The organism is Pseudoalteromonas sp. NH0006-26 (assembly GCF_057552415.1).
This window is the reverse complement of the sequence record NZ_BAAJMJ010000007.1, coordinates 124,672-150,517: the sequence shown is the minus strand read 5'-3', so window position 1 is coordinate 150,517 and position 25,846 is coordinate 124,672. Positions and strand designations below refer to the sequence as shown.

23 protein-coding genes are annotated in these 25,846 nt (G+C 41.2%); 16 read left to right on the top strand and 7 right to left on the bottom strand.

What is annotated here, in order from left to right; all coding sequences use genetic code 11:
* Positions 1-7 precede the first annotated feature (7 nt).
* Both glnD and map read right to left on the bottom strand, forming a co-directional pair.
* Complete coding sequence (gene glnD, locus AC27JR_RS12255) at positions 8-2,626, bottom strand: [protein-PII] uridylyltransferase (protein WP_008110992.1); 2,619 nt, start codon at positions 2,624-2,626, stop codon at positions 8-10.
* 156 nt (positions 2,627-2,782) lie between these two features.
* Positions 2,783-3,568 carry a type I methionyl aminopeptidase gene (gene map, locus AC27JR_RS12250; protein ID WP_010388111.1) on the bottom strand — a complete coding sequence of 262 codons (786 nt, stop codon included), beginning with the start codon at positions 3,566-3,568 and terminating at the stop codon, positions 2,783-2,785.
* A gap of 272 nt (positions 3,569-3,840) precedes the next feature.
* Between map and rpsB the strand changes: the two genes are divergently transcribed.
* The 14 genes from rpsB to AC27JR_RS12180 all read left to right on the top strand — a co-directional run bounded on the left by rpsB (position 3,841) and on the right by AC27JR_RS12180 (position 17,402).
* Positions 3,841-4,569: a 30S ribosomal protein S2 gene (rpsB, locus tag AC27JR_RS12245; RefSeq protein ID WP_008110990.1), complete on the top strand. Its 729-nt coding sequence runs from the start codon at positions 3,841-3,843 to the stop codon at positions 4,567-4,569.
* 104 nt (positions 4,570-4,673) lie between these two features.
* Complete coding sequence (gene tsf / locus AC27JR_RS12240) at positions 4,674-5,525, top strand: translation elongation factor Ts (protein WP_010388114.1); 852 nt, start codon at positions 4,674-4,676, stop codon at positions 5,523-5,525.
* A 158-nt stretch (positions 5,526-5,683) separates the two neighbouring features.
* Positions 5,684-6,433: a UMP kinase gene (pyrH, locus tag AC27JR_RS12235; protein ID WP_036934046.1), complete on the top strand. Its 750-nt coding sequence runs from the start codon at positions 5,684-5,686 to the stop codon at positions 6,431-6,433.
* Positions 6,434-6,483: 50 nt separating this feature from the next.
* Complete coding sequence (frr, locus tag AC27JR_RS12230) at positions 6,484-7,005, top strand: ribosome recycling factor (RefSeq protein ID WP_013465428.1); 522 nt, start codon at positions 6,484-6,486, stop codon at positions 7,003-7,005.
* Positions 7,006-7,261: 256 nt separating this feature from the next.
* Positions 7,262-8,041 (top strand): undecaprenyl pyrophosphate synthase, encoded by a 780-nt coding sequence (uppS, locus tag AC27JR_RS12225; RefSeq protein WP_008110986.1) that lies wholly within the window; start codon positions 7,262-7,264, stop codon positions 8,039-8,041.
* Between the two features lie 21 nt (positions 8,042-8,062).
* On the top strand, positions 8,063-8,929 hold the full coding sequence (locus AC27JR_RS12220) for a phosphatidate cytidylyltransferase (RefSeq protein ID WP_008110985.1): 867 nt from the start codon (positions 8,063-8,065) through the stop codon (positions 8,927-8,929).
* Positions 8,926-10,128 carry a 1-deoxy-D-xylulose-5-phosphate reductoisomerase gene (gene ispC, locus AC27JR_RS12215; RefSeq protein ID WP_008110984.1) on the top strand — a complete coding sequence of 401 codons (1,203 nt, stop codon included), beginning with the start codon at positions 8,926-8,928 and terminating at the stop codon, positions 10,126-10,128. Before AC27JR_RS12220 ends, ispC begins: the two co-directional genes overlap by 4 nt.
* Before the next feature lies 1 nt (position 10,129).
* Entirely contained in the window at positions 10,130-11,482 is a 1,353-nt protein-coding gene (gene rseP / locus AC27JR_RS12210; RefSeq protein WP_487173753.1) for a sigma E protease regulator RseP, read from the top strand.
* Positions 11,483-11,588: 106 nt separating this feature from the next.
* The gene (bamA, locus tag AC27JR_RS12205) at positions 11,589-14,060 is read left to right on the top strand and encodes an outer membrane protein assembly factor BamA (protein ID WP_487173751.1); all 2,472 of its coding nucleotides are present in this window, start codon (positions 11,589-11,591) and stop codon (positions 14,058-14,060) included.
* Positions 14,061-14,071: 11 nt separating this feature from the next.
* On the top strand, positions 14,072-14,590 hold the full coding sequence (locus AC27JR_RS12200) for an OmpH/Skp family outer membrane protein (protein ID WP_076919221.1): 519 nt from the start codon (positions 14,072-14,074) through the stop codon (positions 14,588-14,590).
* A 7-nt stretch (positions 14,591-14,597) separates the two neighbouring features.
* On the top strand, positions 14,598-15,620 hold the full coding sequence (lpxD, locus tag AC27JR_RS12195) for a UDP-3-O-(3-hydroxymyristoyl)glucosamine N-acyltransferase (protein WP_487173749.1): 1,023 nt from the start codon (positions 14,598-14,600) through the stop codon (positions 15,618-15,620).
* A gap of 27 nt (positions 15,621-15,647) precedes the next feature.
* Positions 15,648-16,100: a 3-hydroxyacyl-ACP dehydratase FabZ gene (fabZ, locus tag AC27JR_RS12190; protein WP_008110974.1), complete on the top strand. Its 453-nt coding sequence runs from the start codon at positions 15,648-15,650 to the stop codon at positions 16,098-16,100.
* 2 nt (positions 16,101-16,102) lie between these two features.
* Entirely contained in the window at positions 16,103-16,873 is a 771-nt protein-coding gene (gene lpxA, locus AC27JR_RS12185; protein ID WP_008110972.1) for an acyl-ACP--UDP-N-acetylglucosamine O-acyltransferase, read from the top strand.
* 136 nt (positions 16,874-17,009) lie between these two features.
* The gene (locus AC27JR_RS12180) at positions 17,010-17,402 is read left to right on the top strand and encodes a septal ring lytic transglycosylase RlpA family protein (protein ID WP_138605031.1); all 393 of its coding nucleotides are present in this window, start codon (positions 17,010-17,012) and stop codon (positions 17,400-17,402) included.
* A 12-nt stretch (positions 17,403-17,414) separates the two neighbouring features.
* Here the strand turns inward: AC27JR_RS12180 and cydC are convergent, their stop codons facing one another.
* From cydC to AC27JR_RS12155, 5 genes are read right to left on the bottom strand one after another with little or no spacing between them, the layout of a single operon-like run.
* The gene (gene cydC, locus AC27JR_RS12175) at positions 17,415-19,151 is read right to left on the bottom strand and encodes a thiol reductant ABC exporter subunit CydC (RefSeq protein ID WP_487173747.1); all 1,737 of its coding nucleotides are present in this window, start codon (positions 19,149-19,151) and stop codon (positions 17,415-17,417) included.
* Positions 19,144-20,919, bottom strand: coding sequence for a thiol reductant ABC exporter subunit CydD (gene cydD, locus AC27JR_RS12170; protein WP_487173746.1), 1,776 nt, complete (start codon positions 20,917-20,919; stop codon positions 19,144-19,146). Before cydD ends, cydC begins: the two co-directional genes overlap by 8 nt.
* Positions 20,909-21,073 (bottom strand): cytochrome bd-I oxidase subunit CydX, encoded by a 165-nt coding sequence (cydX, locus tag AC27JR_RS12165; protein ID WP_008110965.1) that lies wholly within the window; start codon positions 21,071-21,073, stop codon positions 20,909-20,911. The genes cydD and cydX overlap by 11 nt, the downstream gene beginning before the upstream one ends.
* Before the next feature lie 12 nt (positions 21,074-21,085).
* Positions 21,086-22,225: a cytochrome d ubiquinol oxidase subunit II gene (gene cydB / locus AC27JR_RS12160; protein WP_487173745.1), complete on the bottom strand. Its 1,140-nt coding sequence runs from the start codon at positions 22,223-22,225 to the stop codon at positions 21,086-21,088.
* Positions 22,222-23,805: a cytochrome ubiquinol oxidase subunit I gene (locus AC27JR_RS12155; RefSeq protein ID WP_131691335.1), complete on the bottom strand. Its 1,584-nt coding sequence runs from the start codon at positions 23,803-23,805 to the stop codon at positions 22,222-22,224. The genes cydB and AC27JR_RS12155 overlap by 4 nt, the downstream gene beginning before the upstream one ends.
* Positions 23,806-24,097: 292 nt before the next feature.
* Here AC27JR_RS12155 and lpxB point away from each other — a divergent pair, with 292 nt between their 5' ends.
* Positions 24,098-25,255: a lipid-A-disaccharide synthase gene (gene lpxB / locus AC27JR_RS12150; RefSeq protein WP_487173743.1), complete on the top strand. Its 1,158-nt coding sequence runs from the start codon at positions 24,098-24,100 to the stop codon at positions 25,253-25,255.
* Complete coding sequence (gene rnhB / locus AC27JR_RS12145; protein WP_487173741.1) at positions 25,245-25,844, top strand: ribonuclease HII; 600 nt, start codon at positions 25,245-25,247, stop codon at positions 25,842-25,844. Before lpxB ends, rnhB begins: the two co-directional genes overlap by 11 nt.
* Positions 25,845-25,846: the final 2 nt, after the last annotated feature.

Below are 25,846 nucleotides of genomic sequence, written 5' to 3'. Positions count from 1 at the left end.
TGTCCTCTTATTCAATTTCGGCGTTGAGTTTTTTACGTAATGCCTGATGAATTTTTGCTTGCTCTTCATCAGTCAGCGCTTGATATTCGTTATTAGATACCACAAAGAAATCTTCTGCGCGCTCGCCTACCGTGGTAATGCGTGCGGCATGTATGTGGAGTAAGTAAGCTTGAAAAACCTCGGCTATTTTAGTTAATAGTCCAGGTATATCAACCGCTTGAATTTCTATTAAACTACGATCCTTACGAGGGTGCGGGCGTAGTACAATTTTAGGCTTAATATTAAAATCTTTAAAACGTTGTGAACGGCTCTTTTTGAAGCGTATTTTTTTACGCGGATCATTCAATGCTTGCTCTAATCCGCGTTTAATAGATTGTGCACGGCTACTGGCAATTGGGTCGCCATTAACTTCTAAAATAACGAAGTTAAATAGTACGTAGCCATCTTTGGTGGTGAGTACTTGGGCATGTTGAATTTGTGCTTTTTTAGAGCCAATAACACTGACTAATCGAGCGAATAACGCACCTGAGTAAGGACTGTAAGCAAATACTTGAGTACCGCCATGCATTGCCTTATTAGAGACAATAACACTGGGTAGACTCAAGTCGGTGCATTTGAGCAAGTGCTCTGTATGCCACGAAATTTGTTGTTCACTAAAGGCGGTAAAGTAATTAGCCTTAAAGCGACTCCAAATTAAGTCAATTTGATCTTCATGGTAATGCATATTAATCAAGCGCTGCTTCGCTTGATGCTTTTTATCTCGAATTTGGTCGCGTTGATCCATTGGGTTTTCAAGCCCAAGGCGCAAAGCACGTTGTGTATGCAAGTAAAGTTCACGTAGTAGCGTGTTTTTCCAGTCATTCCACAAGTTGTCATTGGTGGCACGTATATCGGCGACCGTTAAACAATAGAGATAATCGAGCTGGCGCTCTGTTTTTACGCGCGATGCAAAATCTTTTATTACATCTGGGTCGTTTATGTCTTTACGCTGCGCCGTTACCGACATAAGCAAGTGGTTGCCAACAAGCCAAGAAATTAACTTACCATCGGATGATGCAAAGCCATGCAATTTAGAAAAGGCAATGGCATCAACAGCGCCCAGTTCAGAGTGATCGCCACCACGGCCCTTAGCAATATCGTGGAAAATACCGGCTAAATACAGCAGCTCAGGTTTATCCATGCGCGTGACAATTTCGCTGCAAATTGGGAATTCGCTAATTCCTGTTTTATCAAAATACTGATAAATATTATTGATTAGCTTGTGGGTATGTTCATCAACTGTGTAGGCGTGAAATAAATCAAATTGCATTTGCCCAAAGATATTTCGCCACTGCGGCAAATAGGCGGCAATCATGCCATGTTTGTGCATCAGCGTAAAAGCACGCCCCATACCATTAGGATGCTTTATAATGCGTAAAAAAGCTTCTCGGCAGGCCGCGTAGTCTTGTAGATCGCCTAATAAACGACGGCGAACCTGACGAATAGTGCGAATAGTGCTTGGGTATATATGGGTAATTTCTGGGTGGTCAGCAATATGCTCAAACAACACAAAAAGTTGGTCGCGCCTAAAGAATACTGACGGACTTTTAACCCGAATTTGATGGCCAACGCGCTCAAAGTTGCGATCGAGTTCTTCAACGGTCGCTTGGCTGCTGTCTGGCGAAATACTTTGCTCAAAGTACGAAAGCAACATTTGGTTAAGCTCACGTACTCGGCTCATGATTCTGAATAAACGCTTCATCATGCGTTCAACCGAGGCTTTACCATCACTACCAAAACCTAAAATTTCTGCAGCTTGGGGTTGGTGATCAAACAATAAGCGATTTTCTGAACGTCCTGCGGCTAAATGCAGTGCAAAGCGGATGTTCCATAAATTTTCAAGACACTCTAACAGCTCTTGATATTCCTCATGGGTCAGGTAGCCGTGGCTAATTAGCTCTTGCAGAGTTTCGGCCCTAAAGTGCTTTTTAGCGACCCAAATAATAGTTTGCAGGTCGCGAAGACCCCCTGGATTTTCTTTTATATTTGGTTCTAAATTGTAGGCAGTACCGTGGCACTTTCTGTGACGCAAGTTTTGTTCTTGTACTTTTGCGACAAAAAATTCACCTGAGCCCCACACCGGCGTTTCAATAATATGGTTTTTGAGTTTTTCAAACTCAATATGATTGCCAAAAATAAGACGGCTTTCTAATAAGCTGGTGGCAAAGGTAACGTCTTCACGTTTTTGATCTATGGCTTGTTCAATAGTACGAACACTATGACCTATCTCGAGATTAAGATCCCATAACATAGTAACGAATTGGCCGATTTTTTCGCAAATATCATCATTAGGCTGTTTCGTAACAAGTAATAAAAAGTCTATATCAGAGTAGGGGTGTAGCTCGCCACGACCATAACCACCTACTGCAATTAAAGCCAAGTCTGGTTCGTGAGCTAAATCATAAACCTGAAAAAGTTTGATTAGCAGCCGGTCAATAAATTCTGCACGGGCATTAATTAATTTACCAACAGGTTGTTTTGAGAATTCATTATGCAACCATTTATAGAAATAGGCGGAGCAATCACGGTAATCGCTTAATTGCTCAGCATCATTGAGCAACTTTTTTACTTTGTTAGGTAATGCCACTTAGGCTGGCTCCTATATGGACTGCATTGTAAGTTGAAATTTATTTTTATAATATATTTGCTGTAAGGGCAATAAGTTATGTTACCCCCTTACAGCAAACCACTTAAGCGATATACAGGCAAAGCCTGTTACTACCGCGATTAAGTGCGCACTTAATTAGTGCTCGATAATTCTATCGATTGTATCATCTGATCGTAGTGTTAAAATTTCAACACCATTTTCAGTTACAAGTAAGGTGTGTTCCCATTGAGCGGATAAACTACGGTCTTTTGTTACCACAGTCCAGTCGTCTTTAAGTAATTTACATTGGCGTTTGCCCGCATTTACCATAGGTTCGATGGTTAAACACATACCTGCTTTTAATGTTTCGCCAGTACCTGCTTTACCGTAATGCATTACCTGTGGTTCTTCATGGAACTCGCTGCCGATACCATGGCCGCAGTATTCACGGACGATAGAGTAGTTAAAGCTCTCTGCATATTTTTGAATAGCGGCACCAATATCACCAAGGCGAACACCCGGTTTTACCATTTTAATGGCAAGGTATAGACTTTCTTGAGTAACTTCTGCAAGGCGTTTACCCTGAATATTAGGCGTGCCTACATGAAACATCTTTGATGTGTCACCGTGGTAACCATCTTTGATAACGGTGATGTCAATATTTACACTGTCACCTTCTTTTAATGCTTTGTCGTTCGGAATACCGTGACAAATTACATGGTTTACTGAGGTACAAATTGATTTTGGAAAACCATGATAATTAAGAGGAGCAGGAACGGCATCTTGCACATTAACAATATAATCATGACAAATTGTATTTAGCTCATCGGTGGTGATACCTGGTACCACATGTGGTTCGATCATTTCTAGCACATCAGCAGCCAAACGGCCGGCTACACGCATTTTCTCGATTTCTTCAGGGGTCTTAATCACAGCGCTCATTGAGGCTCCAAAGTTGCGTTTTTAGATGATTATCGTCGCACAATTTTTGCACGAGACGTTGAGTATTTATTTTTAATATGGTATAAAGCGCGCCGTCTTTTTACAAATAAATTCTTAAATGATTTTTTGTATTTAAGGCAAACACAATTTTATTTTAACACACACACGTATCGTCACATACACTTGGGTGCATTTCAGTTTCATTTAACTGCGGTGTTGGTGCTATGGGATATGTGGAGGCCTAACCCTAAACAACTTAGAGGATTTACAAAATGGCAAACGTTTCAATGCGCGATATGCTTCAAGCTGGTGTTCACTTCGGTCACCAAGCACGTTACTGGAACCCTAAGATGAAGCCTTTCATCTTCGGCGCACGTAACCGTGTACATATCATCAACCTTGAGCAAACTGTACCAATGTTCAACACTGCACTTAAGTTTTTATCTGGTGCTGCTGCAAACAAAGGTAAAGTTCTTTTCGTTGGTACTAAGCGCGCAGCAAGCGAAGCAGTGAAAGAAGCTGCTTTACAAAGCGATCAATTCTTCGTTAACCACCGTTGGTTAGGCGGCATGTTGACTAACTGGAAAACAGTTCGTCAATCAATCAAGCGTCTTAAAGACCTTGAAGCTCAAAGCCAAGACGGAACTTTCGAGAAGTTAACTAAGAAAGAAGCGTTAATGCTTACTCGTGAAATGGAAAAGCTTGAAAAGAGCCTTGGTGGTATTAAAAACATGGGTGGCCTTCCAGACGCTATCTTTGTAATCGATGCTGACCACGAGCACATTGCTATCCGTGAAGCTAACAACCTAGGTATCCCAGTTGTTGCAATCGTTGATACTAACTCTAACCCAGACGGTGTTGATTACATCGTACCTGGTAACGATGATGCTATCCGTGCAATCAACCTTTACACTAGTGCTGTTGCAGCTGCGATCACTGAAGGCCGTGAGAGTAACATCGTTGCTCAAGCTGAAAAAGATGACTTCGTAGAAGCTGAGTAATTAGCTGTCATCAAGTCTTCATCTTTTAAAGGTGAAGACTTGCTATTCTTGTGGAGCGGGTAACCCGCTTATCTAAACCTGATTTCAGATTTGAGGATTTACTAATGGCTGTAACTACTGCCCTAGTTAAAGAATTACGCGAGCGTACTGGCGCTGGCATGATGGATTGTAAAAAAGCGTTAACTGAAACTGATGGTGACATCGAGTTAGCGATTGAAAACATGCGTAAGAGCGGTGCTGCAAAGGCTGCTAAGAAAGCAGGTAACATCGCTGCTGAAGGTACTATTATCATCAAGCAAAACGCGGGTGTTGCAGTACTTGTAGAAGTTAACTGTCAAACTGACTTCGTTGCTAAAGATGCAAGCTTCCTAGCATTTGCTAACAAAGTTGCAGATGCTGCTATCGCTGACACTACATCTATCGAAGACTTACAAGCTAAGTTCGAAGAAGACCGTGTTGAGCTAGTAACTAAAATTGGTGAAAACATCAATGTACGTCGTCTTCAGTACATCACTGGTGAACAACTAGTTGAGTACCGTCACGGCGAGCGTATTGGTGTTGTTGTTGCTGGTGTTGCTGATGAAGAAACACTTAAGCACGTTGCAATGCACGTTGCTGCTTCAAACCCAGATTACCTAACGCCAGATGACGTACCTGCTGATGTTGTTGAAAAAGAAAAGCAAGTACAAATCGATATTGCGATGAATGAAGGCAAGCCTGCTGAAATCGCTGAGAAGATGGTTGTTGGTCGTATGAAGAAATTTACTGGTGAGGTTTCTCTTACTGGTCAAGCTTTCATCATGGAACCGAAAAAATCTGTTGGCGAAATTCTTAAAGAGAAAAACGCAACAGTTACTGGCTTTGTACGTATGGAAGTTGGTGCAGGTATCGAGAAGAAAGAAGAAGATTTTGCTGCTGAAGTTGCTGCTCAAATTGCAGCTGCTAAAGGTCAGTAAGACATACTATTTGTGATGCAAAAGGAAAATACATGCAATTAAAGTACTATTTGCTTTTGCGTCACGCTTAGAAATTCTTTAAAATAACCGCGCTTTTATGTTTAACATAAGCGCGGTTATTTTTTATCCATAATTCAATAAAAGTTGGCCCCAAAACTATGACTATCAATCGCAAACCTATTTTTAGACGTGTTCTTCTCAAATTAAGTGGTGAAGCTTTAATGGGAGACGAAGGCTTCGGCATCGATCCTAAAGTTTTAGACCGTATGGCACAGGAAATTAAAGAGCTCGTAGAACTCGACGTAGAAGTGGGTTTAGTTATTGGTGGCGGCAACTTTTTACGCGGTGGCTCATTAGCCGAAGCGGGCATGAATCGCGTTGTCGGTGACCATATGGGGATGCTTGCAACTGTAATGAACGGCCTAGCTATGCGTGATGCGCTACACCGTGCGTTTGTAAATTGTCGCTTAATGTCAGCTATCCCATTAAATGGTGTGTGTGATGCGTATAACTGGGCTGAAGCAATTAGCTTGTTGAAAACAGGTCGCGTTGTTATTTTTGCCGCTGGTACGGGTAACCCGTTCTTCACTACTGACTCTGCAGCGTGTTTACGTGGCATTGAGATTGAAGCTGATACGGTAATCAAAGCGACTAAAGTGGACGGTGTATTTAGTGATGATCCGGTTAAAAACCCTGAAGCGACACTTTACCGTCACTTAAGCTACAATGAAATTATTGATAAAGAATTAAAAGTAATGGATTTAGCGGCATTTACTCTTGCTCGCGATCATAATATGCCATTGAGCGTATTTAATATGAATAAATCAGGCGCATTAAAACGCGTAATAATGGGTGAAGAAGAAGGAACTCTTATTTCTTCACAAGCCTCAGATGAAGTAAGTAAATAGATTAGGATTAAACCGTGATTAACGATATTCAAAAAGATGCGCAAGCGCGCATGCAAAAAAGTGTAGCAGCACTTGGTAGTCAATTATCTAAAATTCGTACTGGCCGTGCTCATCCTGCAATTTTAGACGGCATCATGGTGTCGTACTACGGCGCACCAACGCCTTTAAATCAAGTTGCAAATGTAACAATTGAAGATTCACGTACACTGGCTATTGGTGTATTTGATAAATCTTTAGCGCAAGCGGTTGAAAAAGCGATTATGGCTTCTGACCTTGGTTTAAACCCAATGTCTGCAGGTACGGTAATTCGTGTACCACTTCCTCCATTGACTGAAGAACGTCGTAAAGATTTAATTAAAATCGTACGTGGTGAAGTAGAAGGCGGCCGTGTTGCTATTCGTAATATTCGTCGTGATGCAAATGGCGATATTAAAAACTTATTAAAAGATAAAGACATCTCTGAAGACGAAGCTCGTCAAGCTGAAGATGCAATTCAAAAAATCACTGATAAGTTTATTAAAGAAATGGATACGCAACTAACGGCAAAAGAAGCTGAGTTGATGGAAATCTAATAACTGTTCTAGACCCAAGTAAACAGCTTTAATTAAATAATTAAGCCGCTTTTCACAAGTATTCGCAGTTTACTATAATTGTGTGATTTTAAAGGGTAACAGAATATGTTTACTCTTTGCTAGTGGCTCGATTGTCAGTAAATACAAGGTTGTTGGCTGTATATTTATCTGCTTAAAGTAGATTTATTATCACGGGTACAGGTTAAATTTATTAGTTTTGAAACGCCGTCTGGGGTATACTAGGCGGCGTTTTTTTATGGAATACACAAAATTTATGGTTCTAGACGCTGATACAATTTCACAGCAATGTTTGCCTAAACATGTTGCTATCATCATGGATGGGAACGGGCGTTGGGCACAAGCTAGAAATAGGCCTCGTGTATATGGGCATAAAAAAGGCGTGGATGCAGTTCGTCAATCTGTGCAGTTTTGTACTAAATTAGGGATACAATCGTTAACCTTATTTGCTTTTAGTAGTGAAAACTGGCGCCGCCCTGAAGACGAAGTAAATACATTAATGGAGCTTTTTTTATTTGTACTAAGTAAAGAAGTTAAAAAGCTGCATAAAAATAACGTAAAACTAACCATCATTGGAGATTTATCTCGATTCTCTGAAAGCTTGCGCGCTAAAGTACATACTGCGCAAGAACTAACAGCGAATAACACCGGCCTGCATTTAAATGTAGCGGCAAATTACGGTGGTCGTTGGGATATGACCCATGCTGCTAAGCAGGTTGCTTTACAAGTAGCAAATGGGGAAATTGATCCCGCAGACATTACAGAAGAACATATTGCACAGCACATGAGTATGGCAGATCAGGCTCAGCCAGATTTACTGATCCGTACTGGTGGCGATGTCAGAATTAGTAATTTTTTACTTTGGCAGGCAGCCTACGCTGAACTTTATTTTACCAATACACTTTGGCCTGACTTTAACGAAGCTGCTTTTGCAGAGGCCATTGCATGTTACGTTGCCAGAGAGCGACGTTTTGGTTGCACGGGCGAACAAATAAAACAATTACTCGCTCAAACCTAAAATAGATTAAGGGTCATCATTTTGTTAAAACAACGTATTTTAACCTCACTAGTGCTAGCGCCATTAGCACTGGCTTTGGTTTTTTACACCCCACTAACGTTATTTAGTTATTTTGCGGGTGCTATTGTATTAATGGGCGCGTGGGAATGGTCTGCTTTTATGGGACTATGCGATAAACTAAAACGCGGTGCGTTTGTATTATTAGTGGCTGTATTACTTGGTTTACTTAATTTACATTGGCCTATAGAAACCCTATGGCAAGATGGTCAGCTTGTTGGCGATGCTAATTACCTATTTACCTTATCGTTTTCATGGTGGCTAGTTGCAAGTTATTTAGTGTGGCGTTATCCCGCGATGGCTAAAGGCTGGAATGAAGGACTGGTGATGCGCGGTATTGCAGGTTTACTGACATTGGTTCCATTATGGCTTGCGCTTAATACACTGCGTAGTGCGCAATATACAGAATCAACACACTATGGTTCTATGCTGATTTTAGTGGTGCTAGGTATTGTATGGAGTGCCGATATTGGCGCTTACTTTACCGGTAAAAGTTTCGGTAAACATAAGTTAATGCCTAAAGTTAGTCCAAATAAAACCATAGAAGGCCTCGCTGGTGGCGTGGTTGCTGCGGTGTTATTTGTATTGGCTTTTTGTTATTACACCAACGTTGATACTTCTGTATGGCCTATTTATGCAGTAATGACGGCATTTATTGCTTTATTCTCTGCGGTAGGTGATTTACTAGAGAGTATGTTTAAGCGCGAAGCGGGTCTTAAAGATAGCGGCAGTTGCCTACCTGGGCACGGCGGTATTTTAGACCGTATTGATAGCTTAACTGCAGCAGCGCCGATGTTTGTTATTTGCTTTGCCTGGACACTGAGTTTATGAGTGCAGTGCAACAACTGGTTATTTTGGGTGCGACGGGGTCGATAGGTCTTAGCACGTTAGATGTTGTTGCAAGAAATCAACAGCAGTTCAAGGTGTTCGCATTAGCCGCTGGGCAAAATGCAAAAAAAATGGCTGAGTTGTGTCTTGCTCATCAACCTCGTTATGCTGTTATGGCTTCAGAGCAAGCCGCTAAGCAGCTTTGTGAACTTTTAAAAGGCATGAGTAAAACACAAGTAATGCATGGCGAGAAAGCTATGAGTGAGCTTTGTGCGCATGTTGATGTTGATACTGTGATGTCAGCAATTGTTGGTGCGGCTGGATTACTACCCACTTTGAGCGCAGTCGAAGCGGGTAAAAAAGTGCTGCTGGCAAACAAAGAGTCATTGGTGATGTCGGGTCAGTTGTTTATTGATAAAGTGAAACAACACCAAGCAACTTTATTACCCATCGACAGCGAACATAATGCTATTTTTCAGTGTTTACCTAGTGCGTTACAAAACACCCAAGGACAAGCACGGCTTGAGCAGCATGGTGTTAGTAAAATTTTATTAACTGGCTCTGGAGGGCCGTTTTTAAACCGTGACATTAATACGCTTGCTAGTGTTAGCGTCAGTGAAGCGGTTGCTCACCCTAATTGGTCAATGGGACAAAAAATATCGGTAGATTCAGCCACGATGATGAACAAAGGTTTAGAGTTTATTGAGGCTAAATGGTTATTTAACTGTGATGCCAGCGATATTGATGTGGTGATTCATCCACAAAGTATTATCCATTCTATGGTGCAATACCAAGATGGCTCTATTTTAGCGCAAATGGGAAACCCCGATATGCGCACCCCAATAGCGCATGCACTTGCTTTTCCACAGCGAATTGATGCGGGAGTTAAACCGCTAAACTTTTCTGATATTTGTGATTTTTCGTTCACCAAACCTGATTTCTCGCGTTACCCTAATTTAAAACTGGCCATTGCCGCCTGTGATGCAGGGCAGGGTGCAACCACGACGGTAAATGCGGCCAATGAAATGGCTGTAAATGCATTTTTACAAGGTCAAATTAGTTTTACTGATATTTATAAAGTGAATGCGCAAACGTTAGAGGCTGCAAAGTTTACCAATGTGCAAACGCTTGATGAAATTTTAGAGTGTGATCGTTTGGCACGCATGAGCGCGACGCAGTTTATAACAAAAGTGGTGCATTAAAATGTTCGATTTTTTTTGGAATTTAGGTTCGTTTATACTCGCGCTCGGTATTTTAGTGACCGTTCACGAATATGGTCATTTTTGGGTGGCACGTAAGGCGGGTGTTAAAGTACTGCGCTTTTCAATTGGTTTTGGTAAACCCTTATTAAAATGGCACGACAAGTACAATACTGAGTATGTAATTGCAGCAATCCCACTCGGTGGTTACGTAAAAATGTTAGATGAGCGTGTTGATGAAGTACCAGCCAATCAGCGTCATTTATCGTTTAATGCTAAATCTGTTCAAGCGCGAATAGCCATTGTGGCAGCAGGGCCCATGGCGAACTTTTTATTCGCTATTTTTGCTCTAGCTGTCATGTATATGGTGGGTGTACAAACTATAAAACCGGTTGTAGGCAATGTGGTTGAAGGCAGCCGAGCAGAGCAAGCGGGCATTATGCCTACTCAGCAAATAATTAAAATTGGTGATGACGACATTGCTAATTGGCAAGATGCGACTTTTTCTTTGATGTCGCACTTAGGTGATAAAAGTGTTGCTGTTACTTTACGCAACGAAAATTATCAACAAACGACGCAAACTCTCAATTTGGATGGTTGGAAGCTTGATCAGCAAGATGTACCGCCATTAAGTTCGTTGGGGATTGTGCCGTTTCGCCCTCAAGCGACACTTACAATCGCGGCGATTACTAAAGACTCTGCTGCCGAACAGGCAAATTTACAGGTTAGCGACGTTATTTTAGCTGTAAACGGCGAAACAATGAGCAGTTGGCAGCAATTAGTTAATCTTATTACGCAATCGGCTAACAAATCCTTACAATTTAGTGTAAAAAGACAAGATAGTATAAAAATAATAACAGTCACTCCGAAGAGTCGCGTAGTCAGTAATGGTGTTGAACAAGGCTTTTTAGGGGTTGCTCCGGTTGTAGAGCAGTGGCCTGATGATTTTGTTGAGACTAGACATTATGGGCCACTAGATAGTATTGTGCTGGGCACAAAAGAAACATGGCGTTTAATTACGCTGAGTTTCGACATGATAGGTAACTTAATTACTGGTCAAGTGTCAGTGAAAAATTTAAGTGGGCCCGTCGGCATTGCAGTCGGCGCAGGCACAAGTGTTAGTTACGGATTAGTCGCATTTTTAAGCTTTTTAGCTTTGATCAGCGTTAATTTGGGAGTATTTAATTTACTTCCTCTGCCAGTGCTTGATGGTGGGCACTTAATGTATTACATAATTGAACTTTTTCGTAAAAAGCCGGTCTCTGAAAAGACACAAGAGTTTGGTTTTAAAGTGGGAGCCTTGCTACTCATTTTTCTAACATGTTTCGCTTTGTTCAATGATGTATCGCGCTTGTAGTTGTTTAAGCGTGGTAACGACAAATTAGAACACGATTGTAAAGCTCGTAACTATTTAGTTTACGATGCTAAGCGGTAATACAGTTGTAAAGGATAAAGATAATAAAATGGCTATAAAAAAACATTTGGTAGTTTCAAGTTTATTGGGTGCAAGTTTTGCAGCCCTAGGCCAAAACTCCTTTATTGTTGAAGATTTAAAAGTTGAAGGACTGCAACGTGTCGCACTTGGTGCTGCATTAACGCATATTCCTATTAACGTGGGCGACAATGTTGATGAATACACAATTTCAAAAACAATTAAGTCACTTTATCGCTCAGGTCACTTTGACAATATAAAAGCGTTGCGTGATGGCAATAACGTTATTTTTAAAGTAACAGAACGCCCAACAATTAGCTTTATTGAATTTGAAGGCAATAAAGACATAAAAGATGAGCAGTTAAACCAGTCGCTTGATCAACAAGATATTCGCCAAGGCGAGCCGCTGGATAAAACGGTTATCGATAACATTGAAAAAGGCTTAGTTGAGTTTTTCCACAGCATTGGTAAATACAATGCAAAAGTAGACATAAGCGTCACTAAACTGCCGCGTAACCGAGTTAAATTGAGACTCGAGTTTGATGAGGGCGATGCAGCCTCTATTCGTCAAATCAACTTAGTAGGTAATGAGCTTTTTTCAAACGAAGAGCTACTACAGCTTGCTGAGTCGCAACAAGATTTACCTTGGTGGCAGTTTATGGGTAGCGATCGCTATCAAAAGCAAACTATTGAAGGTGATTTAGAAAAAATTCGTAGTTTTTATTTAGACCGTGGTTATTTACGTTTTAATATTGACTCAACGCAAGTATCAGTTAGTCCTGAACGTGAATCGGTTTATGTAACGGCCAATATTACCGAAGGCGTTAAATACAAAGTAAAAGGCTTTGATTTCATCGGTGATTTACTCGGTCGAGAAGAGCTAATCAAAAGTGTTATCCCGCTTCGCACCGGCGAGCTTTACAACGGCTCTGTGGTGACTTCTTCAGAAGAGTTTATAAAAAGCTACTTAGCTCGTTTTGGTTATGCCAATGCTGAAGTACGCACCATTCCAGAAATTGATGACGAAAACCAAGAAGTACAACTGACTTTATCGGTTGACCCGGGTAAACGTGTTTATGTGCGTCGAATTATTGTTGGTGGTAACCAAAATACAGCCGATGAAGTAGTGCGTCGAGAAATGACACAGCTTGAAGGGGCATGGCTATCTAACCAAAATTTAGAGCGTTCTAAGTTACAAATTCAACGCTTACCTTATATGGAAACGGTTGACTTTAATGTGGTGCCTGTCCCTGGTGTGGATGATCAAGTTGATGTTGACTTTACTGTTAAAGAGCAATCAGCAGGTAGCTTTAATGCGGGTCTTGCTTATGGTTCGTACTTAGGCCTGCAATTTAATATTGGCGTGACCGAATCTAACTTTTTAGGTACGGGTAATCAAATTGGTTTTAACATTAATACCTCGCGTGGTTCTGAGCGTGTTAGTGTGTCGTACACAGATCCTTACTTTACGCCAGATGGTGTATCGCAAGGCAGCAGTATCTTTTATAGTAACTACGATGCTAGCCAGTTTAGCTTGATTGACTATAAGTCAAAAAGTTACGGCTTAGGCACTAATATTGGTTTTCCAATTGATGCTATAAACCGTGTTAACTTTGGGGCTCGTTGGATAGAAGAAGAGCTATCTGATATTGCTGAATATGAGCAAACTCGTGTACTACGTGAAACCTTCTTAGATCCAGAGAACCCTGATGCGGGCTTTGAGTTTACTAAATATGAGTTAAGTGTAGGTTGGTCTCGCATCACAGTTAACCGTGGTTTATTCCCAACGGCTGGTTCTAGACAAACATTAAACCTGACAGCCACAACGCCGAATTCAGATTTAAAATACTTTAAGTTAAATTACGACTCACGTTTTTACTGGCCGATTTCAAACGATCACCGTTGGGTGTTCTCAACGCGTGCGGCATTAGGCTATGGAAACGGCTATGGCTCTACTAACGGGTATGAACAGACCTTACCATTTCAAGAGTATTTCCGTATTACAGAGATGGAGTTACGCGGCTTTGATAGAAACACTATCTTACCGCGTGCGGTAGCAAGAGCACCGCAATCTATACCAGGCACGCCATCGGGCGATGGTACAACCACAGGCAATATAGGCGGTGCCTCAGAGTTTGATGTGCTAATACCACAAGGCCGTATCGGTGGTAATGCGAAAGCCGTTGCAGGTATGGAGCTTATTGTCCCTACACCATTCTTAGATGAAGAAAATACCAGTTCAGTACGTACTAGTTTCTTTGTTGATGCAGCCAACGTCTGGGATACCGAGTTTAACGTTGACCGTTATCAAAACTTGGGGATCGATGAGCGTGCAAAATTAGATGACTACTCAGACCCAATGCGCTTTAGGGTTGCAACCGGTTTATCATTACAATGGATCTCACCTATGGGTCCTATGCTGATCAGCTTTGCGTATCCGTTGCAAAAAGAAGAAGATGACGATACCAAGACCATCAGTTTTAATATTAGTAACACTTTCTAAAGGAGTTTTTTATGAAAAAATTATTCAAATCAACAGCAGTTGCGATTTTAGCTACACTTATGATGGGAACATCAGTTAATGCTTTTGCTCATAAAGTTGGTATTGTAGATATGCAAGAAATTTACAAGCAGCTTCCACAAATGGCCAAAATTGAGCAGTCTTTACAAACTGAATTTGCTGAGCGTCGTCAAGAGCTTGAAAAGTTACAAGGCGATATTCGTTTTGAAGCAGAAAAGTTTAAGCGTGAAAGCACCACAATGAGTCAAGACCAAAAAGACGCATTACGTGATAAAATTCAGGGTATGCAAAAAAATCTTGCTGAAAAGGGTCGTCCATTAGAGCAGGAAATTAAAGCACGTCAAAATCAAGAGCTGGCTAAAGTTCAGACTTTAATTATTAAAACTATTGAAGAAATTGCCAAAGATGGCGACTTCGACGAAGTTAAAGTAAAAGACACAACTATTTACTTTAACCCTAAAGAAGTAACTGATCTTTCTGAAAAAGTTGTAACAGCTGTAAGTAAGAAATAATTAATCTATGCAAAATTATACGCTTTCGCAAATTGCGGAACTTCTAAGCGCCGAGCTTCAAGGTGATGGCGCTTTAGAAATTAAAAAAATAGCGACACTTGCAAATGCCCATACTGGGCATATTGCATTTTTAGCGAACAAGAAATATCGATCTCAGCTTGAGACAACAAAGGCTAGTGCGGTGATACTCAGCCCTGACGATGCGCCTTACTTTTCAGGCAATAAAATCATCGTTGCCAATCCTTATGTTAGTTACGCCAAGTTAGCTCAATTAATGGATACTACCCCGCGTAGCGCATCTCAAGGTGTGCATCCAAGTGCGGTTATACATGCTAGTGCACAAGTGAGCAAAAGTGCAGCCATTGGTGCTAATGTTGTAGTTGAAGCTGATGCTGTAATTGGTGATAACGCACAAATTGGTCCGAACAGTTTTATTGGTGAACGTGCTAAAATAGGTTCAGGCACCAAACTTTGGCCAAGTGTGAGCATTTATCATGATGTTGAGATTGGCGCAGACTGTTTATTGCAAGCAAACACTGTTATTGGTAGTGATGGTTTTGGTTATGCAAATGAACGTGGTGAGTGGCTTAAAATTCCACAACTAGGCTCTGTGATCATTGGCGATAAAGTAGAAATCGGTGCAAGTACCACCATAGATCGTGGTGCACTCGATGATACTATTATTCATAGTAACGTTATTATTGATAACCAATGTCAGATAGCACACAACGTTGAAGTTCAATCAGGCACGGCTATTGCCGGTTGTACTGTACTTGCAGGCAGTGTCACCATAGGTAAAAATTGCCAGATTGGCGGCATGAGCGCAATTAACGGTCACATGTCTGTGTGTGATGGTGTTATAATTACCGGCATGAGTATGGTGACCAAATCAATCACCGAACCAGGTATTTACTCATCTGGTATGCCTCATACGACTAACAAAGAATGGCGAAAATCAATTGCTCATTTGCGCAACCTTTCAGACATGAAATCACGTCTAAAAGCGCTTGAAGCATTGAATAAGTCATGATCGTTGAACACTAAAAAGGATGCTATTTTGGCAAACGAATTAAATAGCCTTGATATTCAAGAAATTTTAAGTTTATTACCGCACCGTTACCCGATGCTACTAATTGATCGTGTAATCGATTTCACTCCAGGTGAATCGTTGCATGCAATTAAAAATGTATCGATTAATGAACCTATTTTCACTGGCCATTTCCCAAATCAGCCGATTTTTCCTGGTGTGCTAATATTAGAGTCAATGGCGCAAGCAACGGGTCTATTAGGGTTTAAAACGGTTGAAAATCGTAGCGAAAACGAACTTTACCTATTTGCAGCTGTAGACAATGCTCGTTTTAAGCAGCCGGTTGTGCCAGGTGATACTATGCATCTTCATGTTAAGTTTTTAAAAGAGCGTCGTAACATATGGAAATTTGCGGCTGAAGCTAAAGTTGACGGCAAAACAGTGTGTAGCGCCGAAATCATGTGTGCTAGAAGAGAGTTTTAATTGTGATCCATGCTACGGCAATAATCGAACCGGGTGCAAAACTTGGTAACAATGTGTCAGTTGGACCATACAGTTACATCGGTAATGATGTTGTTATTGGTGATGACTGTATTATTGAGTCTCACGTTGTTGTTAAAGGGCCTGCTACTATTGGCTCTGGTAACCATATTTTTCAGTTTGCCTCTGTGGGCGAAGCCTGCCAAGACAAAAAATACAACAACGAGCCAACCAGCTTAATTATTGGCGACAATAATGTGATTCGTGAATGTGCAACTATCCACCGCGGCACAATTCAAGATGAAGGCGTTACTAAAATAGGCAGCAATAATTTGTTTATGGCCTACACTCACGTCGCACACGATGCGGTAATTGGCGATAACGTTATTTTTGCAAATAATGCCAGTGTAGCCGGCCATGTTCATGTTGGTGATTGGGTGATTTTAGCGGGTAACTCCGGTGTGCATCAATTTTGTAAAATTGGTGCGCATGCATTTGTTGGTATGTATTCGGGGGTAAACAAAGACGTACCTCCATTTGTTACCACCATTGGTATGCCAGCAGGCCCTGCAGCAATCAATACTGAAGGCATGAAACGCCGTGGTTTTGAAAGTGATGAAATCATGGCAGTACGCCGCGCTTATAAAGCGTTTTACCGCAAGAGCTTAGGTGTTGATGAAGCGATTGAATTACTTGCTGAAGATGCTGCAAAGTTTCCAGCAGTGCAATTGATGATTGATTTCGTTAAAAGTTCTGAACGCGGTATTGTGCGTTAAAAAATAGCATTTTTAACAAATTAAAAAACCACCTTTGAGTAATCAAGGTGGTTTTTTATTAGCTGATTAATAATTCAGTCTCTACTCAGCCTTGTCCTATTACACTTCCTACACATTTCCCTATAAAGTATAAAGAATGAAACTGATAAAGTTAGTATTGCTTTCAATGCTATTGGTTATTTTAAATGCATGTAGTGCTTTGCCAAGTAATATAAATAATCAACAACGTGATGTTGCAGAGCAAGGTAAAGCATCATTTTATGCTGATAAGTACCACGGCCGAACTACTGCCAGTGGCGAGCGATTTAGCCAACAAGCAGCAACAGCTGCTCACTTAAAACTCCCGTTTGGTACACGGGTAAAAGTTACTAATATTGCTAATAATAAGTCAGTAGTGGTGAGAATTAATGACAGGGGTCCTTATATTCAGGGGCGAATTATAGATCTATCAAAAGCTATGTTTGAAAAAATAGCCGACTCTAGCGCCGGCGTTATTGATGTATCGGTCACCGTTATTGAGAATAAGTAATACTGCTAAGGGCTAAAAGCGGGTTGTTAACGCCACATAGTCAGGGTGTTCATTGAGCAATTTTTGATGTGAACCTTGAGCGATGATTTGTCCACTATCTAACCAGATAACACTATCCATTTGCGATAACAATGCTGGATCATGAGTAATTGTTAATACACTGGCATGCTCTTTTAGCTGTAAAACACTATTCATAACAGCTTGTTTAGAAATATTATCGAGCCCTTCAGTCGGTTCATCGAGTACTAAAATGGCGGGTTTTTGCAGCAGGGCCTGTGCCAAGGCGATACGTCTTGATTGACCTTGAGACACATTTCGCCCGCCGGCACCTAAACGGGTTTTCAGCCCTTGTTTGAGCTCAGAGAACCAACCACCAAGTTCTGCCTGTGTTAATGCTGCTATCATTTGTTGCGAGGTTGCATCGGGAGCTGCATAAGCAAGGTTTTCGCTTAATGTGCCATCGAAAATATGATGCTGCTGCGCTAAAATATTTAATGTTTTTGCACGACACTCATTATTTAACTCATGTAGGTTTATGATTTCTTTGCCGCTTTGTAAGTTTATTGTTCCTTGCTGCAGTGGCCATAAACTACTGAGCAAATTCACTAAGGTAGTTTTACCACTGCCGCTTCTACCAACAATAGCTACTTTTTGCTTCGCGGGGAGCTCAAAACTCACATTATTTAATGCCTGCTTTTGGCCATAGTGATAGCTGACATTATTTAACGACAAAGCCCAGTGCTTACTTAATAGCTCAATATCTGTGGTTGATACATTGTTTGTGCTAAGCGTTTTGTCTTCAAGAATAAAGAGTCGCTCAGCTGCTTTTAGTACATTAGGAAGCTCAATAAAGGCGTTAGGCAGTAACAATACGCTTTCAAAACTGGCAAGCACAAACAGGCTCAACATCGCCAGCTCTACATTGACCATAGCACCGCTAAACACTAGCGGCACAATAGTAACAATGCTGGAAAGCATAGCTAATTGCACTATGAGTAAGCTTAAGCCATCAGCGTTGCCAAGAGCCTTATGACGAATAAATAATTGCTGATTATACTGCTCACTTAACAGATCACACTTAGTGAGTTGTTGGTTTCGAGCTTGATAAATATTTAGTTCTCTAAGGCCCGTAAGGGTGTCTGATAGCTCTGCTCTAAGTTGTGCACTAAGTAAGGTTTCTTGGTGACTATTTTTATCTAATTGCTTACTTAATATTGCCGGTATAATCACCCCAATAATAATAATCCCAACAAAACAAATAAGGGCGACATTTACATTGTAGGCTGACATAAACAGCATAATAATAGGCACAGTCAGTAAAGCTACTAACATCGGCAGCAACACATTTAAATAAAACTTATCTAATGCGTCTACATCGTTTTGCAAGCGATTAACTAAATCGGCACTGCGGCTCATAGCTAAATCAAGGTTATTAAGCTTGCTGAGTGTGGCGAACATGTTTACTCGTATTTCACTTAACAATAAAAATGTGGCGTTGTGAGTAACTAAGCGTTCAGCGTAACGTGAGGCGGTGCGCACAATCGCTAAAAAGCGGATGGTGCCAGCTGGGGTAAAGTAGTTCATATGGACGCCGGCAATTCCTGCGGCTGCCATAGAAGCTAAAAACCAGCCTGAAATAGCGAGTAAGCCTACATTAGCTAGCACCGTGAGTGACGCTAGAAACGTCCCTAAAAGCATCGCTTTATAATGAGGGCGGCACAATTTGAGTAAACGAATAAAATTAGCCATTAGTTACCCCTTGTTTTGCTGTTTTTAGCAGCTTTGCAAATTCGCCAGATTGCTGGCTGAGCGCTTTAAAATCGCCTTGTTGAACGATACAGCCGTTTTCCATAACGATAAGTTGCTTAGCATTTTTTACTGTATTTAAGCGATGTGCGATGGTGATCACCAAGTGGTTTTTTGCATACTCAGCAATTGCGTTTTGAATGAGCTGTTCAGTTTGACTGTCTAAATGAGCGGTTGGCTCATCGAGCATTAGAATAGGGGCGTGTTTTAAAAATGCACGAGCTAATGCTATACGCTGTTTTTGCCCGCCAGATAGCCCTTCACCTTGCTCACCTATTAAGGTGTTAAAGCCATCGGGTAGCTCGTTAATAAATTCCAGCGCACCTGCTTGCTCTGCAGCATGTACAAGTGCTTCATATGAAGCGTCTGGGTTACCTAATTTTATGTTGGCGGCTAGGGTGTCGTAAAATAAGGTTGGCTTTTGTGGGATCCATGCAATGTTTTGTTGTAATTGGCTTATATCCGCTGTCGTCAATGGTTGTTGTCCAATGGATATGTGTTGTATTACTTCTGGGTGAAAACCAAGCATGCAATCAAGTAGGGTGCTCTTACCTGAGCCGCTAGCTCCGACAATGGCTACTAGTCCTGTGCTTGGCAGGATTAAATTAATATTATTTATTCCCTCATTGCTATTAGGGTAACTAAAGTTGAGCTCATGGATGCTTATAGTATTGTTAGCATCAATATTGATATTCGCTATGTGGCTATCATCATTTTCGGGCAGTGGTGCATTTAAAATAATCAACATATCTGCAGCAGCACTAATTCCCTGCAGGCGTGCATGGTAATGGCTGCCTAATTGGCGAAGGGGTAAATAAAATTCAGGTGCTAGTAACAGCACTACAAAGCCAGTAGCAAAATCTAGGGTGCCAAAAAATAATCTAAAGCCAATAATTACCGCTACCAGTGCCACACTAATTGTGGCTAAAAACTCCAGTGCAAAAGAAGATAAAAAAGCAATTTTTAACACGCTTAGAGTTGCATGCCTAAAATCATCGGAAATACGCGCGATTTGTTTGAGTTCTTTGCGTGTGGCATTAAATAGTTTTAGTTGGGTAAGCCCTTGTATGCGGTCAAAAAAGTAGTTGCCTAATACCGCCAGTTGTTGCCAGCGCTTTTGGTTAAGCGCTTCTGCCTTATGACCAACTAGAATCATAAAAAACGGAATAAGTGGTGCGGTTAATAAAAATATCAGTCCCGCTTTATAATCGGTCGGAAATATAACCACTAATATTGCAATAGGAATAAGCGCACTGTAGGCAACCCCAGGTAAGTACTTTGCATAGTAGTCATGCAGTGCTTCTACGCCATTGTGCAGCGTGTTGAGCGTTGCACCTTGGCCATGTTGCTCTATATAACTTGGGCCGAGTTGTGTGAGTTTATCGAGTAAGGTTTGGCGAATAGCCGATTTAATTTTAAGGGTAGCAAATGCGCTCAAGCGCTCACTTAACGCTAAGAAAATGGCGCGCAGTAAAATAATACCCGCTAAAGGCCATAAATAGTGGGTTACTTGGGCTAAACTATGCCCTTCAAACATCACCTCATGAATGGTTTGCGCGAGTAAATAAGCACCTGCAATCATTAAAATCGCATTAACTGTGCCAAGTGCAATGCTTAGCTTTAACCACATTGCAGCCGGTTTACTCTGCTGTTTTAAAAAAGCGCGCAGGGGTTGTTGCTGCGCGCGATTTGGTCGGGGATTAGTCGTCATTGTGATTTGTATTATGCTCGTTTAGTAAATCATGGGTGGCTTGTTCATCATCAGCAATGCTGTTTTTATTTTGATGAAATTCATACCACATCACGTTTATAACGCCTAAGGTACAAGCAAGCAGTACACCTAAAATCCACGCGAAATACCACATAATTTAGTCTCCTTAATAACTGCCGTGAGGGTTATTTTCAATTTCATCAACGGTCACTCTGCGCCACATTTTCACATAACACCAGGTGGTGTAGGCTAGAATAAGTGGCACAAATATAACCACAGCAATAAACATAACATTGAGTGTTCTGTGGCTCGATACCGCATCCCAAATTGTTAAGCTAATATCAGGGTTGTTGCTTGAAGGCATAATAAACGGAAATAACGAAACGCCCGCAGTCATAATCACCCCAATTAACATCACACTGGTTGCTAATAATCCCAAAGCGGGCTTATTCAATTTAGAAAACAGCAGTGCACACAGTGCCATCGAAAATGCCAAAATAGGGAAGGTCATTGTCCATGGGCGTTCACTGTAGTTATTAAGCCATGCGCCTTGAGCAGTGGTAACTACTTTAGCCAGTGGATCTGCATGACCTTGGGTGTCACCCATAGAGGCAATTTGATAACCCGTTAGATTGGCAACCCACACACCAGCTGCCGCAAATAACACTATAAAGGCAAGTAATGAGTAGCGACCGTATTGTCCTGAGCGCTCAGCAACTTGATCAGCTGTGCGCAGTTGTAACCACATGCCCGCATGTGCCACTAACATGGTAATACTTACCAAGCCGGCAATAAGCGCAAACGGATTAAGCAAGGCAAAAAACGAACCTTGGTAACTGACTCTTAATAAATTATCGATATGAAACGGCACGCCTAAAAATAAGTTACCAAACGCTACACCAAATACTAGGGCAGGTATGGCACTGCCGGCAAATAAGCCCCAGTCCCAGTTATTACGCCAGCGTTTAGAGTCAACTTTAGAGCGATAATCAAAGCCTAGAGGTCTAAAAAATAATGCAAATAACACCAGCATCATGGCAAAGTAAAAACCAGAAAATGCTGCCGCATACACCATAGGCCATGCTGCAAATAAAGCGCCACCTGCGGTTATAAACCATACTTGGTTACCATCCCAATGGGCGCCAATAGTGTTAATAACGGTACGGCGTTCAGAATCTGTTTTTCCGACTAAGCGTAGCAACATAGCAACGCCCATATCCATACCATCGGTAATGGCAAAACCAATTAACAGCACACCAATAATTAACCACCAGAGCATTTTTAATGTTTCATAATCAAAAATCATGATAGTTCTCCTTTAGCAGCCGTGCTGTGATCAGGTAATTCAAAATGGTACTTACCGGTATGAAGGGAGCTTGGGCCTTGCTTAATAAATTTAATCATTAACCATGCTTCAACAATCGCCAGTCCAGTATAGAAAATAATAAAACCAGTTAAGCTAATTAAAATATCATTAACCGTCAGCGATGACGTTGCTAAAAAGGTCGGTAATACTTCAGAAATAGCCCATGGTTGACGGCCATATTCAGCCACAATCCAACCAAATTCAATGGCAATCCAAGGCAGAGGAATGCTCAATACCGCCGCCCACAACAACCAACGTTTTTGTTCAATAATACGATGGGCGTTGTAATAAAAAGAAAGGATGAATACGCCAAGCATAATTACACCACAGCCAACCATGATCCTAAATGACCAAAACATAGGGCCCACTTTAGGGAAGGAGTCTTTAACGGCTTGTTGTATTTGTGCCTCACTGGCATCTACCACGTTAGGGGTATAACGTTTCAGTAATAGGCCATAGCCTAAATCATCTTTCACGTTATCAAACTTTTCGATATTTGCAGGGGTATCGTCACCTGCGCGAAGTTTTTCTAGGTATTCATAAGCAATCATGCCATTGCGAATACGCTTCTCGTGTTTTTTCTCAAGATCTGAAATACCAATTACTTGTTCATCAAGTGAGCGCGTTGCAATAATACCTAATGCGTAAGGAATTTTAACCGCAGCATGAGTTACTTGCTCTTCGGAGTCAGGAATACCGAGCATGGTAAAAGCGGCGGGGGCCTCTTCGGTATGCCATTCCGCTTCAATGGTGGCGAGTTTTACTTTTTGAACTTCACCGACTTCGTAGCCAGATTCATCACCGAGTAAAATAACACATAAAATAGAGGCTAAACCAAAGCCTGATGCCACCGAGAACGAACGTTTAGCAAATGCTAAATCACGTCCTTTTAATATGTACCAGCTACTAATTCCAAGTACAAACATAGAGGCGGCAACATAACCTGCAGACACGGTATGAATAAACTTAACTTGTGCTACAGGGTTAAATACCAGCTCTGCAAAACTGGTCATTTCCATACGCATGGTTTGATAGTTAAACTCTGCGCCGACTGGGTTTTGCATCCACGCATTAGCAACTAAAATCCACAGCGCAGACATATTAGTGCCCAGCGCCATTAAAAATGTTACCCCTAAATGCTGGCGTTTAGAGAGCCTATCCCAGCCTAAAAAGAACATCCCCACAAAGGTTGATTCTAAAAAGAAGGCCATTAAGCCTTCAATAGCCAGTGGTGCACCAAATACATCACCCACATAATGAGAGTAATACGACCAGTTAGTACCAAACTCAAATTCCATAGTGAGGCCGGTAGCCACACCAATAGCAAAGTTAATACCAAATAACTTGCCCCAAAACTTAGTCATATCACGATAAATCTCGCGACCGGTCATAACATAAACCGATTCCATAATAACTAAAATCCAGGTCATACCGATTGTTAACGGCACAAATAAAAAATGAAATAGAGCGGTGACAGCAAACTGTAATCGCGATAGATCCACAAAGGTTTCATCTATCATTTTTGGCTCCTTTGGTTGTGATGCAGTGACAGCACAAAGCAATTGTCAATAATTTAATAAACTTTCAGTAATTTCTGAAAGTTTGCGTCATTATTAGTGTTAGTACAATTTTTGTCAATATGTATATTAGAAAACTTTAATATACTATGACATTAAATCAGTCTATAAAATACGCAATCATCAATTAAGAGTAAGCGATAAAAAAGTGGTGTGTTTTAAGCGTTTAACCTAGCCTTAAAACACGGTAAACTAATCGGCATGAACGCCGGGTTTACTTGTGAAAAAATAGCAAATGAAAAAAGATAAAAAACAACTACGAATTGGTATTGTGGCAGGTGAACTGTCGGGCGATATTTTAGGTGAAGGGCTCATTAAAGCGCTTAAAGCGCATTTTCCTGATGCAATCTTTGAGGGTATTGCAGGCCCTAAAATGCAAGCTCAAGGCTGCAAAACGCTGTTTGATATGGATGAACTGTCGGTTATGGGGTTGGTTGAAGTCCTAGGCCGTTTACCGCGCTTGCTAAAAATCCGCAAACAGTTAGTACAGCATTTTATTGATAATCCGCCTGATGTGTTTATAGGCATTGATGCGCCCGATTTTAATTTACGTGTAGAAAAACCATTAAAAGATGCGGGCATTAAAACTGTGCAATATGTTAGCCCTTCAGTATGGGCGTGGCGTGAAAAACGTATTCACACTATAAGTGCAGCCACTAACTTAGTATTAGCTTTATTACCTTTTGAAAAAGAATTTTACGACAAGCACCAAGTACCTTGTACTTTTGTAGGCCATACATTAGCCGACGACATTGCACTTGAGCACGACGATAGCCAAGCTCGCAGCCAACTAGGCTTAAGTGCTGATGACAAGGTGTTAGCGTTATTACCCGGGAGCCGGGGCTCAGAAGTGGGCTTGTTAAGTGAAACCTACATAAAAACAGCGTCTCAGTTGCAAGCACAGAACCCAGCGCTTAAAGTCGTTGTGCCACTGGTGAACGAAAAGCGCAAAGCGCAGTTTATTGCTATTTTAAATGCCACAGCGCCCTCACTTAATGTTAACTTACTAGATGGCCAATCAAATTTAGCTATGCAAGCCGCCGATGCTATATTACTGGCATCAGGTACGGCAACGCTTGAGGGCATGTTATACAAAAAGCCAATGGTGGTTGGTTATAAAATTAAACCACTAAGTTATTTGATTTTTAAAACCTTATTTACCTTTAATATTAAATATTTTTCGCTTCCAAATTTATTGGCAGACGAAGAATTAGTACCAGAGTTTTTACAAAGTGAGTGTAATGTGGCTAATTTAACCGCGGCACTCACTCCTATGCTAAATAGCGATAATAAAGAATTAAAAGCCCGCTTTTTAGCCATACATGAAAAAATTAGATTAGATGCAAGTAAACAAGCTGCAAATGCAGTGGCGGAGTTAATAAATGCAAATTGAACGACCTAATATAACCCTAATTGCCGGCGTAGATGAAGTGGGTCGTGGACCGCTGGTGGGTGATGTGGTTACTGCCGCTGTTATTTTAAATCCCGCTAAGCCAATCGCAGGCCTTGCCGATTCTAAAAAATTAACGGATAAAAAACGCCAATTATTAGCCATCGAAATAAAAGAAAAAGCACTGTGTTACGCCATTGGTCGTTGTAGCCCAAGCGAAATAGATGAGCTAAATATATTACAAGCCACCATGCTTGCCATGAGCCGCGCGGTGGAAGCACTTAGCACAGTGCCTGAATTTGTGTTTGTAGATGGAAACCGCCTTCCTAAATTGGCTATGCCTGCTCAAGCAGTGGTGAAAGGCGATAGCTTAGTCGCTGAAATATCAGCCGCGTCTATTTTAGCAAAAGTGGCCCGTGATGATGAAATGATTGAACTTGATGCGCGCTATCCACAGTATGGGTTTGCAGGGCATAAAGGGTATCCGACTAAAGCACACTTTGCAGCGCTTGAACAATACGGTGCTATAGATGAGCATCGTAAGAGCTTTAAACCGGTGCAGCATGTACTTGCGCTTTCGGGTAAGGAGTAATT